The organism is Acetobacter persici (assembly GCF_018256955.1).
GTDB lineage: Bacteria > Pseudomonadota > Alphaproteobacteria > Acetobacterales > Acetobacteraceae > Acetobacter > Acetobacter persici.
Map to the genome: position 1 here is coordinate 386,734 of NZ_JAERKU010000001.1, position 17,842 is coordinate 404,575.

The following is a 17,842-nucleotide window of genomic DNA, read 5'->3' on the forward strand; positions in this document are numbered from 1 at the left end:
AGCCATGGACACTCAAGCTCTCAAAGCGCTGATAGACCTGTTTGGCCGTGCTCCTCTCCATGAGCTTGAGATTTCGGAAGGCGGCCAGACTCTTAAAATCACGCGCTCTGAGCAGGGGGCCGCATACGCTGCCCCTGCTCCCGCCCGTCCTTTGGCATCGGCAGAACCCTCTGCCGGACCGGCTACATCCGCTCCAGCTCCTGCGGCCCCCACTCATGCAGAGCGTGTGGTTACCGCCCCCATGTATGGCACCCTCCATCTGTCTCCCTCCCCGGATGCACCGCCTTTTGTAGCAGTGGGAGACACTGTGAGCGTCGGACAGCAGATAGGTCTGATAGAAGCCATGAAAGTTTTCACCCCGATCAAAACCGAAGTTTCTGGCCGTGTTGAGGCCATTCTGGTGACTGACGACAGTGAGGTCGAGGCCGATCAGCCTCTGATGCGTCTGTCATGAGCGCGCCCCACTCTTTTGGCCGTGTCCTGATTGCCAACCGGGGTGAGATCGCCCTGCGCATTCAACGCGCCTGCCGCCAGCTTGGGCTGGAAACAGTTGCCGTCTATTCTGAAGCCGATGCCCAGAGCCGCCACGTTCTGGAAGCCGATGTTGCTCTATGCATTGGACCGGCACCTGCAGCCCGCAGCTATCTGGATGCCGATGCTATTATTCTGGCCGCCAAGGTCACGGGGGCAACGGCAATTCATCCCGGGTATGGCTTTTTGTCGGAAAATGCCGATTTTGCAGAAGCTATTGAAAAAGCTGGCATAATCTTTATTGGCCCGACACCTGAATCCATCCGCCTGATGGGCGACAAGATTACCGCCAAGAAGACCATGCAGGCGTCCGGCGTACCCTGTGTTCCCGGTTCAGATGGCCCCTTGCCAGAGAACGAGCAGGCTATTCTGGATCTGGCCAATGCGGTTGGCTTCCCGGTTATTGTCAAAGCCTCTGGCGGTGGGGGGGGGCGCGGGATGCGGGTTGTGTGGTCAGCCGATGAACTGATCAAGGCTGTCGCCCTGACCCGCAAGGAAGCACAACAGGCCTTCGGAAATTCCACACTGTATCTGGAACGCTTTATGCAAAAGCCCAGACATATTGAAATACAGGTGCTATGCGACACACATGGCAAGGCTCTCTGGCTGGGTGCACGTGACTGCTCTTTACAGCGTCGTCACCAGAAAGTGCTGGAAGAAGCGCCACCACCCGGCATTCCGCACGAACTGATTGCAGAAATCGGGGTCAGTTGTGCGCAAGCCTGCCGCAATATTGGCTATCGCGGGGCGGGCACGTTTGAATTCCTATATGAGGACGGTATTTTCGCTTTTATTGAAATGAACACGCGCTTGCAGGTTGAGCACCCTATTACGGAAGAAACAACCGGCGTTGATATTGTGTGTGCACAGATTGAGATTGCTCAAGGCAAACATCTGGACATCGAGCAAAGCGCCATTCATACCATGGGCCATGCCATTGAATGCAGGATCAATGCAGAAGATCCTTTCTCATTCGCACCGTCTCCAGGCCGTGTAAGCCGTTGGGATGTTCCCGGGGGGGCTGGTATTCGCCTGGATACGCATATTGTGGCCGGAAGCGTTGTGCAGCCATATTATGACTCGCTCATTGCCAAAGTCATTGCACGAGGCGCCACACGGAGCGAAGCCATCCAACGGCTCAAAATTGCTCTTGCTGAAATGCAGGTTGAGACAATCTCAACCAATATTCCGCTCCATCAGGCGCTTTTGTGCGACCCTGCTTTTGAGAAAGGTGGAGTTGATATCCACCATCTGGAACACTGGCTGGAAAAAAGGGAACACTCCTGATGAACACGCCATTATCAATTCCAGCTTTTGACAACCTTCCGAATTCAGAAGAAGTGATCCAGATCAGCCAATGGCTGAGCGAAGCTGGTCTCAGCAGCCTTGAACTGTCCAATGTGCTGGGTGCACGCCTTCGCATCACTGTGAGAGAGAGCGATGCCCCTACTCCCGACGCGATAAGCCATACGGTAACCACACACGGGCCGCCTGAGGCTGCTGTCTCTACCTCTACAGACATTTCTGTTACAGCCCCATATTTTGGGAATTTGTTACGAAAAAATCTACTTACAAAGGAAGAATTTGCACCGCCAGGCAGTTCTGTCTGTGCGGGAGAGGTGGTCTCCATGCTGCAAATCGGAGAACTGACTGTCCCTATTACAGCGCCACAAAATGGAACCGTGGTACATTTCATGGCTGAGGAAGGCGATCTGATCAGCTATGGACAAACCATTCTGACCCTTCATCCTCTTTGATAACAAAAAACTTCTGTCTGAAAATCAGTTAAAAGAAACCCTACCTCTTTTCAAAGCGGGGTTTTCTCTATCCGGCACGTCCCTTTGGATGTGCCGGATATCTTTTTTGCTTATTTCAAACCTGCGACAAACTTTGCAATCCGGTCACATCCTTCGCGGAGCGTCTCGACATCGGTCGCATAGGAAACGCGAAAAAACGGACTCATACCGTACGCTATACCCTGCACCGTTGCCACCTGCTGCTCCTCCAAAAGGCCCATGACAAAATCTGTATCTGTTGCAATGGTTTTTCCAGTAGCAGAAACCTTATACATGCATGCACTTATATTCGCATAAACATAAAACGCGCCTTGAGGCTTATGGCACTGAATTCCCGGAATGGCGTTCAGCAGACCGACCAACAGGTCCCGACGGGTTTGATATTCCCGCGCGCGATCTTTCAGGAAATCCTGTGGGCCCTCCAAGGCGGCAACGGCAGCCGCCTGCGCCAGAGTGTTGATGCCGCTGGTTGACTGTCCCTGCATGTTGTTCATGGCGGCGATCAGCTTTTTGGAACCACCACAATACCCAACGCGCCAGCCTGTCATGGCGTAAGCTTTAGAGACACCATTAACTGTAAGAACACGTTCTTTCAGACGGGGCTCCACCTGAGCAATCGTACAAAACTCAAACCCGTCATAGACCAGATGTTCATAAATATCGTCTGTCATGACCCAGACGTTGGGATATTTAAGCAGGACAGCCGCAATTGCTTCCATATCCTCGCGCGGACAACATGTGCCTGATGGATTGTTCGGGAAATTCAGGATGACCCATTTTGTTCGCTCTGTAATGGCCGCTTCCAGATCATCCGCCGCAAGCCTGAAGCCGTTTTCTGCTTTGCAAGGAACCTGAACAACGCTGGCCCCGGCCAAACGCGCCTGATCCGCGTAGCTGATCCAGTATGGGGTGAGCAGTACAACCTCATCGCCCGTATTGCAGGTCGCCATGATGGCATCAAAAATGATCTGCTTTCCGCCATTGGCAATCAGGATTTCATCCAGCGCATAATCCAGATTATTTTCACGCAGAAATTTATTACGGACTGCCTTTTTGAGCGCCGGTTTACCAGCCTGAGGCGGATATTTTGTATCACCCGCCCGTGCTGCCGCCACAGCAGCTTCCACCACATGCGGAGGTGTCGGAAAATCCGGCTCACCCGAGGAAAGACTGATAACCTTAATACCTGCGGCCTTCAACGCCGAGGCTTTATCCGTCATTGCAGCAGAGGCTGATATGGAAATTCCGTTAAGTCGATCCGCTAAACCAGGCATCACACATTCACTCCGAGAACTTCTTTGATGCATGCGCACCCTAGAAGACAGAAAATTATCAATATGAAATGAATTTATGCCTAATGACCGTGCAGGAGATAGCATTGAAAAGCATCTACCCCCATACAAGAATTCTATGACAAGAAATAACACGTATATCTTCGCAATTTAGTCATCCAAAATCGAATAAAGCAATATTATAAAAAATATTGGTTTATATTTTGAGATTAATATTCATATCTAAGAAATAAAACCGATTAAACTTGATGTATATACAAATATATATTTAATAGGAAATTTTTCGAATTTATTGACCATTTACAAAAATTACATTAAAATCCAATAAAGTACGGCGCATGGAGAGGGCAAAATGGATATTCGTCGGTTGCAAGCGTTCGTAAAAATTATTGATATTGGAAGTATTTCTCGTGCTGCCGATATTCTGAATATTGCACAGCCAGCTCTCAGCCAGCAGTTGGCATCGCTAGAAACCGCGTTCAAGCAGAAACTGCTGATCCGCAGCAAAATGGGTGTCACCCCAACGACCGCTGGTCTGGAATTGTATCGCCACTCACAAACCATTATCAAACAGCTTGACCGCGCCATGACTGAGATCAGTAACGGTGCAGGACCATTGGTAGGCAAGGTTTCGGTTGGGCTTTCGCCTTACTCTTCGGGTTCCACGCTGTCTCTGGCACTCCTCAAGGAAGTGCGTGAGAAATTGCCGGGCATCACGCTCCACCTGACTGAAAGTTTTGACGATATTTATAGTGAAATGGTCATGACAGGCCGATTGGATATGGCGGTCATTCATGGGGCTGGACCTATTAAAGGGGTACATTTCACTCCTCTCATGAAAGAAGATTTCTTTCTGGTTGCCCCGGAAAGCTCTTCTTTTACAGAGAGCCTCTCTTCTCCGGTCAGGCTCTCTGATTTGACGGAAGCTCCCTTACTCCTTCCCCCAGGCTACAACTTTGTCCGCAAGCGAATTAACATGGCTTTTGCACGCAAACAGATTACGCCGAATATTGTTGCTGAAGTTGAAGCACTGCTGACGCTTCAGGATGCTGTTGCCGCAGGCATTGGCTGTACAATCCTACCCTGGTCTGTCGCCAGCAAGATTATCGTTCCAGGCAAATCCCGTGTGTATGAACTATGTAGCCCCGTGATTCAGGAGGATGTGTCCCTCTGTGTACCGGAAAGCATTCCAGAGACGGAAGCTGGTCTAGCCGTACGCGAAATTCTCATTGATCTGGCAAAAAACATGGTTACGTCACAAAACTGGCCTGGTACTAAAATCACGAAAACATAACATCAGCTCAAAAACCAATTCCAATACTTTTTCGGCTCAGAACCTATTTTGTTACACAAATAGCATGTTCGAAAAACCGCTTATTTTTGGCTATGTATTTATAATGCCATTCCTCCTGTGATAATTAGGCTCAGGACTCATTCTTTGAGATAGAAGATGAAGCTTGCTGCGATGTGGATTGCGGACATGAAGGTATGAGCGCAGCGGTCGTATCGTGTTGCCACCCGTCGCCAGTCTTTAAGCTTTGCGAACATGTTTTCGATTAGATGGCGCTTTTTATACAGATGCCAATTGTAAGGTGGCTTTGATTTCCTATTTTTCTTTGGTGGAATACAGGCGGTGATGTTCCGGTCTGCGAGAGACTGTCTGATCTTATTGCTGTCGTATCCCCGATCACCGATGACTTCCTCTGTCTCATCCGGCAGGTCCGCCAGCAAAACATCAGCACCTTTGAAATCACTGACCTGTCCAGCAGTCAGATGAAGGCGGACAGGTCGGCCCTGATCATCGCACACGGCATGAAGTTTTGAGTTCAGGCCGCCTTTTGTCCGTCCGATATGGCGGGGAAAAGCCCCTTTTTGAGCAGGGACGCCGATGTCCGGTGTGCCTTGAGGTGTGTTGCATCAATCATCAGACGCTTCGAGCGGCCAGCCTGTTCTGTCAGGGCAACAAAGATACTGTCAAAAACACCGAGGCGGCTCCACCGGATAAAGCGATTATACAAAATCTTGTGCGGACCATACGCTTTCGGAGCGTCTTTCCACTGAAGACCGTTACGGATGACATAAACGATCCCGCTCAGAACACGCCGATCATCCACGCGTGGCACGCCGTGCGCCAGAGGAAAAAACGGCTCAATCCGCTTCATCTGGCTCTCAGACAGCATAAACACATCACTCACAGGTCCACCCTCCATCGGTAAGCCTGTGAATCATAACCGTTCGCTCAGTTCAATAAATTAATAGGTCCTGAGCCTAGCACCATGCTCTCCATAGAGAATCAACCCTCAAGTATAAGTCGTTTCTATAACCCTATTCCAGTCTGCTACTACCAGCCTCACACCTATAGTCCGCGACGATCTCGGTGAGTGATACTGGAACTCCTCTTTGGAAAAAGATCGTCCACGATCCAAAATATGATAAGTGCTCTAAACTATAAAAAATAACTGCCTGCCTGATGGGGTGTTTTGGATAGAATTGAATACCCATGACATAAAAGTTTAATTATTTTTGAACGTAGTCATAAGATACACAAAAGCGTTTTCCAAATCTAGGTTGTGTTGACTAGCCATGTCGTGGGATTATCTACAAAATCAGCAGACATGGAACAGTATACGTTCAAAAATAAAAGCTCTAGTTTCAAGACAACCGAACTATACATCTCTTGAAGCCGAAGATCTTTTACATGAGGCCATGACGAAATTACTAGAGCGGCCAGACCGCATTATAAAACAGCCTGATGCATATCTGCGTAGTATGGTTCTGAACATGATGCGAGATGCGCAGCGTGTAAAACAATACAGAGAACTTGGTTCGGACGATGAGGTATGGCTGTCTCTTCAGGACCCTACCCCTCTTCAGGACGAAATTCTGGAGATCAGACAACAGATAGAAGTGTTGTGTTCAAAATATAAACAACTTTCAAAATACAACAGAACGATCCTTGAAATGAGCAGGATAGACGGCCTGACCCACAAAGAAATTGCAAAATGTATGAACATAAGCGTCAGTGCGGTTGAAAAGCATATTGCTAAAGCGTTGAAAATATTAAGCAGTGACTAACATCTATAATAGAACAACCACCCTCCCGCCTTCAGCCGCTGAACGATATCGGGAGGAAGCAATTTTCTGGGTGACGCACCTTCATGCTGCTCCGCTGACACCAGAAAAAGAGAGTGCATTCCAAGAATGGCTGCAGACAAGCGAGGCGCATCAAACTGCGTTTGAGCAGGTGACAAACATATGGGACACTGTCGGCAGTTTAAGTCACTCCGGCCCGGAAACACGCCAGCATTATGCGAGAAAACTCTCCCAGCGCCGGCGTTTTCTGCAAATGGGGATGGCGTCTGTTCTGGCAGCAGGTGTCAGCAGTCCGCTCGCCAGCGCACAGACGATTGCAACAAACGTCGGGGAACGCAGACGGGTTACGTTGGATCACAACGCTGAACTGTTGCTTGATTGCCTTTCCGCGCTTGTCAAAACACATGAACAGGGAAAAACACGCTCTGTTTTTTCATCAGGGCAGGGATTTTTAACCTGCCCCTCAGGGACAGACCTCCAGTGCCTGCCATCAGACTATCAGGTTGGACGAATGCAGGGGCAAATGAATCTGAAAAGAACTGAAACGCAGGTCTCGATTTTTGTCGCGCAAGGTATTTTTTCTTTTACATCCTATAAGAATAACCAGCTTTATACACTCACAGCAGGAGACCGTGTTGTGTTGCAAAAGGATAGCGGGATAAAACAGGATCGCCCACATCCTCATTCCGTTACAGCCTGGCTCCGTAACCGTATTGTTTTTAACGATGACCACCTGGACGATGTCGTTCGACAAATGAACCAGTATGACGGCAGACAAATTGTTCTGCGCGACAAAAGACTGAGTAGTCTCCAAATTTCAGGAGAATATACGCTGGGCAATAACATCGCGTTCTGCCATTCTTTAGCTCTTCTCCTTCCCGTAAAAATAGAAACCGGCCCCATACTGAATATTTCATTTTCATGACGGTTTTATAAAAAATAGAATTTTGACATGCGGTATCTGTCCCAAAAACCGTCAGAGGAGGAGACAGTTTAAATTCCAGGGAATGTTGTAAGATGCCGTCGCCGTTCGTTTCGATCTCCAGACGATTTTATTGGGTTTCCGCGTTTATTGCACTTTTAAATGCCTCCCTGAATGATAATGCAAATGCAGCCAGAACCGACGGAAAAACCGTTACCTCTGCGTCGAGTGTTTTGCTCTCTGACGCACTCACAAATATGGCTGAAAAATCCGGCGTTAACATACTTTTTCGGCGTCAGGATGTTACTGGCCTGAAAACACAGCCTGCTGCGGGAAACCTCCCTGTTGAAGAGGCCGTCAGGCATATGCTCCGCGGCACCCATCTGACTGTGAGGCGGGACGAAAGCGGAGCGCTTGTTATAAGCCCTCCTGTATCAGGACTTGGTGTTCCTACAGCAACTGCCAAAACTGCGAATAGCCCCGCAGCGAAGAAAAAGGCTTTCCGAAAATCAGAAGAAATTACCGTCAGTGGTAATAAAGTTTCAGATACAACAACCAAGCGACACACTGTTCAAATTATGGATACGCTCAGTGCCGAGCAGATCCGCACCATTCCTGATACAACAGTTGTTGAAGCGGCACGCCGTATTGTCGGCGTCTCAGTCATGCCAAGCACAGATGATAACCATGCTGATAACAGCATGCAGAATGTGACAATTCGCGGCCTTGATGCAGCTTATAATCTGGTCACTATTGATGGCGCACAACTGGCGAGTGCGGATAATAGTTACCGTGGCGCCAAGCTGGATATGGTCCCTTCTTCCATGCTCGGGGAATTACAGGTTCTCAAAACACTAGATGCCTATAATGACCCTCAGGGGCTGGGCGGACAGCTTAATCTGGTGACAAAAAATGCTTTTAAACTAGGAAATTCAAACGACGTTCAGGTTCTGGGAGGGTGGAACAGTCTGGCAGGCAGTGTCGCCTCAAAAGAAAATAAAAACTGGCGCGCCAGTGGCACAATCTCGCGTGTGTTCGGGAAAGACAAGCGGTTTGGATTTGTTCTTTCCGGGGATTATCAGGAAATTCATACAGCGCAGCATGCCATCCTTCCGGGTGACACAACGGGCGACGGATGGGTTTATTACCCTACCTCCGGCACATCTGCCAGCAATCAGACCACCAATATTGACGCCTCAACCGGATCAGCCGTGCCCGTACGAGTGCAGGACTATGCTTTTGATGACACTTACCGGCGTTATGGATTGTCAGGCAAGCTACAATATAAAGTGACAGACCGCCTCCACCTTTCATTCTTTACTGGCTACTACCATGAAGAAGATCAGGAAGTGCGTTATGAGGCTCTGGCCATGCCTTCCGGTATCTGGCAGCAGGGCACCAATGGTCAGACAGGCCATTTTACCACAGGACAGTACCAATTTGGCACTACCGTGCAGCCGGATGTCCGGCATACGTGGTTTTTTAACGGAAAACTGCATTATGATATTACAGACGCCATGCAGCTTGATCTGCTTGCATCAGATTCAATTGCCCGTGATCATCAGGGGCGGTTTATGTACAAATATAATACTGGCATGAACGAAACCACCAATAAGGCACAGTATCAATCGCCTTACGGTTATAGCTATAATGTGCGCAACGGCGCCCCGACCATTGCGTTTAATGACCCGGCAGCAGCAAACGATACAGAAAATTATCAACCCCGTTACTGGCGCGATTATAATTTTAATGTCGATAATACTGTTCGTTTTTTAAGGGCCGACTGGAAATGGCGGCTCGGCCACGGCTTCTGGGTTGGGCTTGGAGCGAACCAGACGCTTACGCATGTACGGAATAGCGAAACATATAACCAGTGGATTCCAACCGGGACAGAAGCGGCCAGTCTGATTGGCAATATGTCGGACGTTCTTATGAATAAAACCATTTCCATCCAGTCCGCTCCGGGCGAGACATTTTACCTGATTGATCCGGACAAAGCTTTTGCAAAACTGAAAAATAATAAGAGCCTCTTCAAATCAACTGATACAACCTCAACAACCAAACCCGCCTACTATCATTTGCAGGAATCTATTACAGCGACCTACTTCCAGACGGGCTGGCAGAACCGCTACGTTACTCTGCAGGGAGGGTTCCGATGGGATCATACGCGCGTAGGGATAGGAAATTTCAACGGGGTTACAGAAAACTCTTCAACAGACTGGATCTATCAAACCCGAAATTCAGGATATGATTATTATTTGCCATCTGTTATCGGCATCCTAAATCTGACGCCGGCCATGAAGGTTCGCGCGGCCTTCACGGAAAGTGCCGGCCGACCGGACTACGGGCAGTACGGGGCTGCAACGTCCACAACGTTTGACGGTGCTACTGTTAATATTTCTCAGGGCAACCCCAATCTCAAGCCCCGGAACGCCTACAACTATGATCTTGATTATGAATGGTATCCAACCACAGATACGCTTCTGTCTGTCGGTCTTTTTTACAAAGATATTCATAACGAAATTTATGACCGCACATCTTATGGCGTAACGAGTATGAATGGCACTCTGTATCCTACTGTAGTGTCTGAACCCCTGAATGCATCCGGAGCCGGATTACGCGGAGTTGAATTCCAGTTTCTGAAGGAAAAAATGACCTTCCTTCCCGGACCGCTCAAAAATCTTGGAATTTCTTTCAACGCGACATTTTTGCAGGGCTTTTATGAACTGGAAATGGATGACGGGTCTCAGCGCCGCATCAATGGCCTCCAGAATCAGCCGGGCCATATGTATAACGCATCCCTGTTTTACAGCACCCCCAAGTTTGAAGCCCGCTTGGCATATAACCGCGTTGGAAAATCTCTGTATTCAGCCTCCGGCACGGCAAGCTGGCAGGATATCTGGATGCAGGAACGGGACCAGATTGACCTTCAGGTTGGTTATCGTTTCCTTAAATGGGCGACAGTAACAGGTCAGGTCCAGAACCTCACAGCCTCAGGCTATCAGACACGTATGGGACGCCATTTTAACCTCATCCAGAACAGTCACCCCGTAGGGCGGTCTGTATGGATTGGACTACGCTTCCAGCCGGATTTTTAAATCATGGAAACTCTTAAACTCTTCAAAACAGCCGTGTCTTTCTCAGCTCTTTTATGTCTTTGTACGAAGCTGATTCATCCGGCATTTGGCCAGCAACCGCAGATTATAAAAACCTTGCACGCTGAGGAGGCTGATCAGGGTGTGGCAACCGATGCCCATTTTATTTACGCCATCAATAACAGCACCATTGGCAAATATGACCGTATAACCGGGCAGCGCGTCGCCGTCTGGCAGGGTGATCCGGCTCTTTATGTGCATATCAACAGTTGTCAGAGCCATGCCGGGCAACTGGTTTGTGCTATGTCAAATTTTCCACATGTGCCCATGATTAGTTCAGTCGAGTTTTTTGATCCGAGAACAATGACGCATATAAAATCGCACAGTTTTGGTCCGGGGCGTGGCTCTCTGACCTGGATAGACTGGCACGACAACTCCTGGTGGGCCTGTTTTGCCAACTATGATGGAGAAGGTCAGGACGGCGGAAGGACTCACACAGCGACGGTTCTGGTCAGAATGTCAGAGCAGTTTGATGAGCGCGGCGCATGGCTGTTCCCCGAAGCCGTTCTGGACCGCATACAGCCTTTCAGTGTCTCAGGAGGCCGCTGGAATCAGGATGGTTTTCTGTATGTGACAGGACATAGCCGCCCAGAAATGTATGTGCTGACTCTTCCTGAAGCCGGGGGGCGGCTTCAGTATATCCGGACTATTCCTATGGCAACAAATGGTCAGGCTTTTGACTGGGATTATCAGCATCCCGGAGTGATCTGGAGCATTCAGCGCAAAACAAGAGACGTTGTAGAAAGTCGTCTGCCATAACCGTGCTATTCTTTTCCGGAAAACCGACCTTTTCGTTTTGTCTTATCCCAAATGCACTTGAACCCCTTCGATAGATCATGATGACGGTGTTCCGTATCGTCTTAGGCCGTCGATACGGAATGCTAAATATCTCATCTCCAGAACTGATATCGGATTGATCCTTGCTGGAAGGCTTAATTCGTCCAGTTTGTAAAGTCGCCAGAAAAAATCTTCATAGGCTCTAAGCTACACGATGAATTTGTTCAGTACCCCAGACATAAACAGCAGAACCTTGAGAGAACAATTTGACGAAAGCCGGATCGGAAATGCTTAAACCGCCCGTGTAAGCCCCGAAGGCTGGTAAAATAAGGCGGTCGGTTGCTGTTATGAAACACGGTCGGGTTATTGTGTGTCCTTTGATGCGCATCCTGATTTTGGGATGCAGATGGCCCGCCAGTTCTCCTTTGCCGCCAGAAACATGCGGCGAGGGAATATGCCTGAGAATCAGATTGCCCAACCGCAACTCTTCAACCCATGTGCCAGTCAGACCAGAAACCGGAAGTACATCGTGGTTGCCCGCGACCCAGATTGTGGGTGTGGCCCGCGTTATGGCTTCAAGCCGCGTTTTTTCTGCATCCAGCATGCGGTCTCCCGCCTGACCATCATGAAAGCTGTCTCCAAGCGCTATCAGACGCTGTGGTGCATACACATCCAGTAATTTTGAAAGTTTTTCGAGGGTTGCAACGGTATCCCCCGGGGGCAGAAGTAAGCCGCGTGACCGGGCTGACGTTCCTTTTCCAAGATGCAGGTCCGCCACCACAAGCGTTGCTGTCTCCGGCAGGAAAACGGCACCACCGGGCAGAAGCCACAGTTGCTGATCTGCTAGTGTGATTTCCCGAAAGTTCATGCCTTTTCTGCTAATGCATAAAGTTTATCCGCTTCTGTCAGAAGATAATTCTCCCCCTCGCCACCCCGTATTTTTTCTTTACCCTGTTCCAGCAAAACCGGGACCGCAAGGGGTGACACATGGGAGAGGCTCACATGCTCAATCCGCCCCTGAATACGGGCCAGCATATCTGACAGGCGCTTGAGGTCAGTCAGACCTTCCTGCGCCTGCCGCCATGTGGCCTGCAAAAGAATATGGTCCGGGTCATATTTCCGAAGGACGTCATAAAGCAGGTCACTGCTGACCGTCATCTGGCGTCGGTTTTTTTCCCGTCCCGGATAATTCCGCTCGATCAAACCGGCAATAATGGCAACGTCCCGGAAGGTCCGGCGCAGCATCGCACTTTCAGCAAGCCAGTCAGTCAGATTCCCTTGCATAAGATCCTGACTGAACAATTCGGCCATAGAGCCCGTCGGCTGAACACACCAGCAGGCAATCATGTAGTCATTTGCGACAAAGCCCAACGGGCCTTTTCCGGACTCTTCAAGCATCTTCGTCAGTAAAAGGCCCAGAGTCTGGTGGGCATTTCGTCCTTCAAAAGGATATGCCACGATATAATGCAAGCCTGTATGCGGAAATGTCTCAACCAGAAAATTATCCGGTGCTGGCAAACGTGAGCGCTGGGCCTGTAGAGCCAGCCAGTCCTGAACCGGCCTAGGCAACACGCCCCATGCTGAAGGCTCATGCAGGATCTCACGGACATGCCTTGCCAGACCGGGCGAAATGGAAAGCTGGTTCCCTCCGTAAACAGGCACCCGCGGGTCTTTCCCCCGGCCACGCGCAGCCTGCACCGTGGTTTCGTGCAGGCCCAGAAACTCCAGTAATTCGCCACCCAGAAAAAACGTATCCCCGGGCACGAGCAAGGATGCAAAATATTCGTCGATTTCTCCAAAGGTTTTTCCGCGCCGGGATTTAACGCGCAACATGGGCGTATCAACAATCGTTCCGATATTCATGCGGAATTGCCGGATAATCCGCTCAGTGCGTACACAGAGTTGCCCCGTTGAATCCCGAACCAGCCGCTGATGGCGCTCATAAGCCTGCAAGGCATACCCGCCATCCTCTACAAACCGGATCACTTTGTCGAAATCCCTGCGGGTGATCTGGCTGTACGGAGCACAGAGCCTGCTTTCTTCATACAGAGCATCTGGAGAAAACGGGCCTGCACACGCGGTAATCATGACATGCTGGGCCAGAACATCCAGAGCACCGGCGCGTGGTGGTTCTCCGTCGAGTTCATGCCGGAGCACAGCTTTTCGGGCGGCCTCACATTCCAGCACCTCAAACCGGTTAGCGGGCGCCAGCAATGCGCGCGAGGGCTCATCCATCCGGTGATTGGCCCGGCCAATCCTCTGTGTCAGACGGGAAATCTGTTTAGGCGCGCCCACCTGAATAATCTGGTCTACAGCCCCCCAGTCCAGCCCAAGATCCAGAGAAGACGTAGCGACGACGGCCCTCAGCGTGCCCTGCGCCATAGCCTCTTCCACCTTGGTACGATGGGCCGCGTCAAGACTGCCATGATGCAGACCGATCGGCAGGTTATCTCCATTCTCTTTCCACAAGGCCTGAAACAGCAGTTCCGCCTGCGCCCGGCTGTTGACAAAAACGATGGTAAGATGGGCGCGGGCAATCTCCGTCAGAATAGCAGTTGCACTACCTAGTCCCATGCGGCCCGCCCAGGGGAGATACCCGTGCTTATCTGGTAAAAGAACATGCACCTCCGGGCGCACCCCGGCTTCCGCTTTGATCAGATGAACACCGGACGCTTTCCCTGTAGGGGAAACCCATGCGGCCATGGCAGAAGGATGCGCCACAGTCGCTGATAAGCCGTTAACGCGCAGCTCTGGCGAAAACAGGTGCAGGCGCCTTGCACACAGAGCCAGCTGATCTCCCCGCTTGGTACCCGCTAATGCGTGGACTTCATCAATAATCAGAACACGCAGAGTGGAAAAATACTTTGCCGCATCGGGGTAGGAGAGAAGAAGCGCCAGACTTTCCGGTGTTGTCAGCAAGATATGCGGCGGGTTTTTCTGTTGTCTTTTCCGGCGCGCTCCAGACGTATCCCCGCTCCGCACCTCAGCCCGAACAGGCAGATGCATATCCGTGATGGGACGTGACAGGCTTTCGGCAATATTGGTTGAAAGTGCTTTCAACGGACTGACATACAGGGTGTGCAATCCGGAATATGTGCCATCTGCCAGATCTATGAGGCTTGGTAAAAAGCCTGCCAGTGTCTTTCCGCCCCCTGTTGGGGCGATAAGCAGCGTGGACTTTCCCTGATGCGCTGCCTCAAGCATGGCAAGCTGGTGTGGGCGGGGCGACCACCCTTGTCTGGAAAACCAGTCCTTGAAACGTTGCGGCAGATGTTCGCTCATGTTCTGAGGAACGCACGCACGCCTGAGGGGTTCTTTCCCTGTTCCTGAATGACGGATGGAGATAACCGGGTGGACTGGCTTGAACTAAAACCAGAAGGGCTTTTTTGTGCACCCGGCGCATTTTATATCGACCCCCTCCAGCCTGTGGCGCACGCCATTATCACCCACGGCCATTCCGATCATGCCAGACCCCACCATGCGCATGTGACAGCCACCCCTGAGACACTGGCCATTATGCATTTGCGGATGGGGGAAGGCCGGGCCGGTCACACCCGGCAGCCTCTGCACTATGGGCAGGTTATTTCTGTAGGGGACGTACAACTCTGGCTCGCGCCAGCCGGGCATGTTCTGGGGAGCGCGCAGGTTGTCATGGAGTATCGCGGGCAGCGGGCGGTGGTCAGCGGCGACTATAAACGCGCCCCGGACCCGACATGTGTGCCGTTTGAGGTTGTACCCTGCGATCTTTTTGTGACGGAAGCGACATTTGGCCTGCCTGTTTTCCGGTTACCCGACCCAGCTCATGAAATTGGTAAACTGCTGCATGACGTGCGTCTCTTTCCCGAACGTACCCATGTGGTGGGCTGTTACGCCCTTGGGAAATGCCAGCGGCTGATCGCCCTTCTCCGGAACGCCGGGTATCATGAGCCTCTCTGGTTGCATGGTGCCCTTCTCCCCATGTGCAGATTGTATGAAAGTCTGGGTATTCCCCTCGGAGAGTTACGATCCGCCACTGTCGCACAAAAAGCAGAGATGCGCGGCGGCATTGTTCTGGCGCCTCCTTCCGCCATTGCGGACCGCTGGGCCCGCCGCCTGCCGGACCCTGTGGTCTGTCTGGCGTCAGGCTGGATGCATGTGCGCCAGAGGGCGAAAGCGCGGGGGGTTGAACTCCCTCTTGTCATCAGTGACCATGCCGACTGGGATGCTTTGCTTGAGACCTGTCGGGCCACGGGCGCAAAGGAAATATGGGTCACACATGGGCGGGAAGACGCCCTGATTTACGCTCTGGGTAAAATGCAGATTCACGGTCGCGCCCTGCGGCTCATCGGTTACGAAGACGAGGATGAAGACGTACCAGAGGGAGGCCCCGCATGATTGAATTTGCAACACTTCTGGAACGTCTGGCCTTCACCCCATCCCGCACCATGAAGCTGGCGCTGCTGAAAGACTATTTCACCATAGCCCCCGACCCGGACCGGGGATACGCACTGGCCGCAATGGCGGGCAGCCTTTCCTTTGCTGCGGCTAAGCCTGCCATGCTGCGGGCGCTGGCGATGGAACGTATTGACCCTGAGCTTTTCGCTCTCTCTTACGATTACGTTGGAGATCTTGCTGAAACAGTTGCTCTGATCTGGCGTCCGGAAGCCGGGCAGTCTGGTGACGTGCCAGCCCCCAGCCTGTTCGAGGTAGTGCATACGCTGGAACGCCTTCCGAAAGCGGAGGTCCCGGACGCGATAAGAGGCTGGCTGGATGCCTGCGATGCGTCGTCCCGCTATGCGCTTCTCAAACTTATCACCGGGTCACTCCGTGTGGGTGCCTCGGCACGGCTCGCCAAAACGGCTCTCGCCGATATCGCCTCCCTCTCCCCGGATGATATTGAGGAGGTCTGGCATGGACTTGAGCCTCCGTATGGCGCGTTGTTTGCGTGGATAGAAGGAAAAGCGCCAAAGCCTGATGCAAAAGACGCTCCGGTTTTTCGCCCCCCGATGCTGGCGCAGCCACTGGAAAATATTGACCTGACCGCACTCAACCCCGCCGACTGGCGGGCGGAATGGAAATGGGATGGTATCCGGGTTCAGCTGGTCTCCACGGCTCAGGGTGAGCGTGTTTATACCCGCACAGCGGAAGATATTGGGAAAGCCTTTCCCGATATCTTAGGAATCATGCAGGATCTCGGCAGTAACGTGGTTCTGGACGGAGAGCTTCTGATTGTGCATGGCACGACGGTTGCCCCTTTTGCCGACCTCCAGCAGCGCCTTAACCGCAAAGCCCCGACCGCATCCATGCTGCGGGATATGCCAGCCGGGATTCGTTTATACGACATCCTGTTCGAGGATGGAGAAGACCTCCGCAGTCTCCCCTTCGATACACGACGGCAGCGACTGGAAAGCTGGCACGCACGCCTGAACCCGCCCCGGATGATCCTGTCTGAACTCATTCCATTCACACACTTCGGAGAGCTTGCCAAACTCCGTGATGCCGCACGGAGCGAAGGAATTGAAGGGCTGATGCTGAAAAAAGCAGACAGTCCCTACGTTCCGGGGCGGCCCCGCGGCCTCTGGTGGAAGTGGAAGCGTGAGCCACTCACGGTCGATGCTGTGGTGATGTATGCTCAGCGCGGGCATGGAAAACGCAGCAGCTTCTACTCCGACTATACGTTTGGCTTATGGCGCACCGTAGAAGACAGGCGCGAACTGGTCCCGATCGGAAAGGCGTATTCCGGCTTTACGGATGAAGAGCTGAAATTTCTGGATAAATGGGTGCGCGATCACACCACCAAACGGTTTGGCCCCGTCCGCGAGGTTGCACATGGTCTTGTTCTGGAAATAGCGTTTGATGCTGCACAATATTCCAAACGGCATAAAAGCGGTGTCGCCCTGCGCTTTCCGCGCGTTTCCCGTATTCGCCGTGATAAACCTGTGGAGGATGCAGACACGCTGGAAGTGTTCATCACGGCATTTCTATGAGATGAAAAATCAATCTTGCCGGAACGCGTATTGTAGACAGTCCTGAATGCCTGCATCTGTCATGGCCAGTTGTCGTCCGCCGTACCAACGACGCCCAGTTTCCCACAGCAGGCGAACAGTGTTATCCTCCCGGACCTCCATGATTGTCAGAGCGGTGTGTGGCACGTTGAAACGGTTTTTTATCCCGGCTTTGGGTGCCCTGCTTCTTACGGCTTGCACGCCATCTGATTTCCGTAAACCTGGTCCCCTTCAGAAAGAAGACGTCTATAATAGTCTCTTCCCGCAATGGGTTGAACTTTGTGCTGTCTCG

The 17,842-nt window shown here is 51.5% G+C and carries 14 protein-coding genes; 10 read left to right on the top strand and 4 right to left on the bottom strand.

Translation table 11 applies throughout. The features are described 5' to 3' along the window. Nucleotides 1-4: 4 nt before the first annotated feature. The 3 genes from accB to JK199_RS01790 are packed head-to-tail and all read left to right on the top strand — an operon-like array spanning nucleotide 5 to nucleotide 2,288. A complete protein-coding gene (gene accB, locus JK199_RS01780; RefSeq protein WP_212373391.1) occupies nucleotides 5-454 on the top strand; it encodes an acetyl-CoA carboxylase biotin carboxyl carrier protein in 450 nt (149 codons plus the stop codon). Beyond that, nucleotides 451-1,818, top strand: a complete 1,368-nt coding sequence (gene accC / locus JK199_RS01785) for an acetyl-CoA carboxylase biotin carboxylase subunit (RefSeq protein WP_212373393.1) — start codon at nucleotides 451-453, stop codon at nucleotides 1,816-1,818. Before accB ends, accC begins: the two co-directional genes overlap by 4 nt. Continuing rightward, nucleotides 1,818-2,288 carry an acetyl-CoA carboxylase biotin carboxyl carrier protein gene (locus JK199_RS01790; protein ID WP_212363329.1) on the top strand — a complete coding sequence of 157 codons (471 nt, stop codon included), beginning with the start codon at nucleotides 1,818-1,820 and terminating at the stop codon, nucleotides 2,286-2,288. The genes accC and JK199_RS01790 overlap by 1 nt, the downstream gene beginning before the upstream one ends. 110 nt (nucleotides 2,289-2,398) lie before the next feature. On the opposite strand, the gene JK199_RS01795 is transcribed toward JK199_RS01790, so the two are convergent. Further along, entirely contained in the window at nucleotides 2,399-3,601 is a 1,203-nt protein-coding gene (locus tag JK199_RS01795) for a pyridoxal phosphate-dependent aminotransferase (RefSeq protein ID WP_212373594.1), read from the bottom strand. 370 nt (nucleotides 3,602-3,971) lie between these two features. On the opposite strand from JK199_RS01795, the gene nac reads away from it, so the two are divergent. Continuing rightward, nucleotides 3,972-4,913: a nitrogen assimilation transcriptional regulator NAC gene (nac, locus tag JK199_RS01800; protein ID WP_212363331.1), complete on the top strand. Its 942-nt coding sequence runs from the start codon at nucleotides 3,972-3,974 to the stop codon at nucleotides 4,911-4,913. A gap of 137 nt (nucleotides 4,914-5,050) precedes the next feature. Here nac and JK199_RS01805 read toward each other — a convergent pair. Continuing rightward, nucleotides 5,051-5,814 (bottom strand): IS5 family transposase gene (locus JK199_RS01805; RefSeq protein ID WP_212373395.1). Its coding sequence is split into 2 segments (ribosomal slippage): nucleotides 5,051-5,481 and nucleotides 5,481-5,814, totalling 765 coding nucleotides; the frame shifts between segments, so codons are not numbered across the junction. 388 nt (nucleotides 5,815-6,202) lie between these two features. Here JK199_RS01805 and JK199_RS01810 point away from each other — a divergent pair. From JK199_RS01810 to JK199_RS01825, 4 genes are all read left to right on the top strand, one after another. Then, nucleotides 6,203-6,694 carry an RNA polymerase sigma factor gene (locus tag JK199_RS01810; RefSeq protein WP_212373397.1) on the top strand — a complete coding sequence of 164 codons (492 nt, stop codon included), beginning with the start codon at nucleotides 6,203-6,205 and terminating at the stop codon, nucleotides 6,692-6,694. Next, nucleotides 6,687-7,637, top strand: coding sequence for a FecR family protein (locus JK199_RS01815; protein ID WP_342356272.1), 951 nt, complete (start codon nucleotides 6,687-6,689; stop codon nucleotides 7,635-7,637). Before JK199_RS01810 ends, JK199_RS01815 begins: the two co-directional genes overlap by 8 nt. A gap of 254 nt (nucleotides 7,638-7,891) precedes the next feature. Next, entirely contained in the window at nucleotides 7,892-10,732 is a 2,841-nt protein-coding gene (locus tag JK199_RS01820) for a TonB-dependent receptor (protein ID WP_408742316.1), read from the top strand. 3 nt (nucleotides 10,733-10,735) lie between these two features. Continuing rightward, on the top strand, nucleotides 10,736-11,548 hold the full coding sequence (locus tag JK199_RS01825; RefSeq protein ID WP_212373402.1) for a hypothetical protein: 813 nt from the start codon (nucleotides 10,736-10,738) through the stop codon (nucleotides 11,546-11,548). Between the two features lie 220 nt (nucleotides 11,549-11,768). Here the strand turns inward: JK199_RS01825 and pdeM are convergent, their stop codons facing one another. After that, nucleotides 11,769-12,434 carry a ligase-associated DNA damage response endonuclease PdeM gene (gene pdeM, locus JK199_RS01830; RefSeq protein WP_212373408.1) on the bottom strand — a complete coding sequence of 222 codons (666 nt, stop codon included), beginning with the start codon at nucleotides 12,432-12,434 and terminating at the stop codon, nucleotides 11,769-11,771. Then, nucleotides 12,431-14,848, bottom strand: coding sequence for a ligase-associated DNA damage response DEXH box helicase (locus JK199_RS01835; RefSeq protein WP_212373410.1), 2,418 nt, complete (start codon nucleotides 14,846-14,848; stop codon nucleotides 12,431-12,433). The genes pdeM and JK199_RS01835 overlap by 4 nt, the downstream gene beginning before the upstream one ends. A gap of 48 nt (nucleotides 14,849-14,896) precedes the next feature. On the opposite strand from JK199_RS01835, the gene JK199_RS01840 reads away from it, so the two are divergent. Further along, the gene (locus JK199_RS01840; protein WP_212373412.1) at nucleotides 14,897-15,940 is read left to right on the top strand and encodes a ligase-associated DNA damage response exonuclease; all 1,044 of its coding nucleotides are present in this window, start codon (nucleotides 14,897-14,899) and stop codon (nucleotides 15,938-15,940) included. Further along, a complete protein-coding gene (locus JK199_RS01845; RefSeq protein WP_212373413.1) occupies nucleotides 15,937-17,532 on the top strand; it encodes a cisplatin damage response ATP-dependent DNA ligase in 1,596 nt (531 codons plus the stop codon). The genes JK199_RS01840 and JK199_RS01845 overlap by 4 nt, the downstream gene beginning before the upstream one ends. Nucleotides 17,533-17,842: the final 310 nt, after the last annotated feature.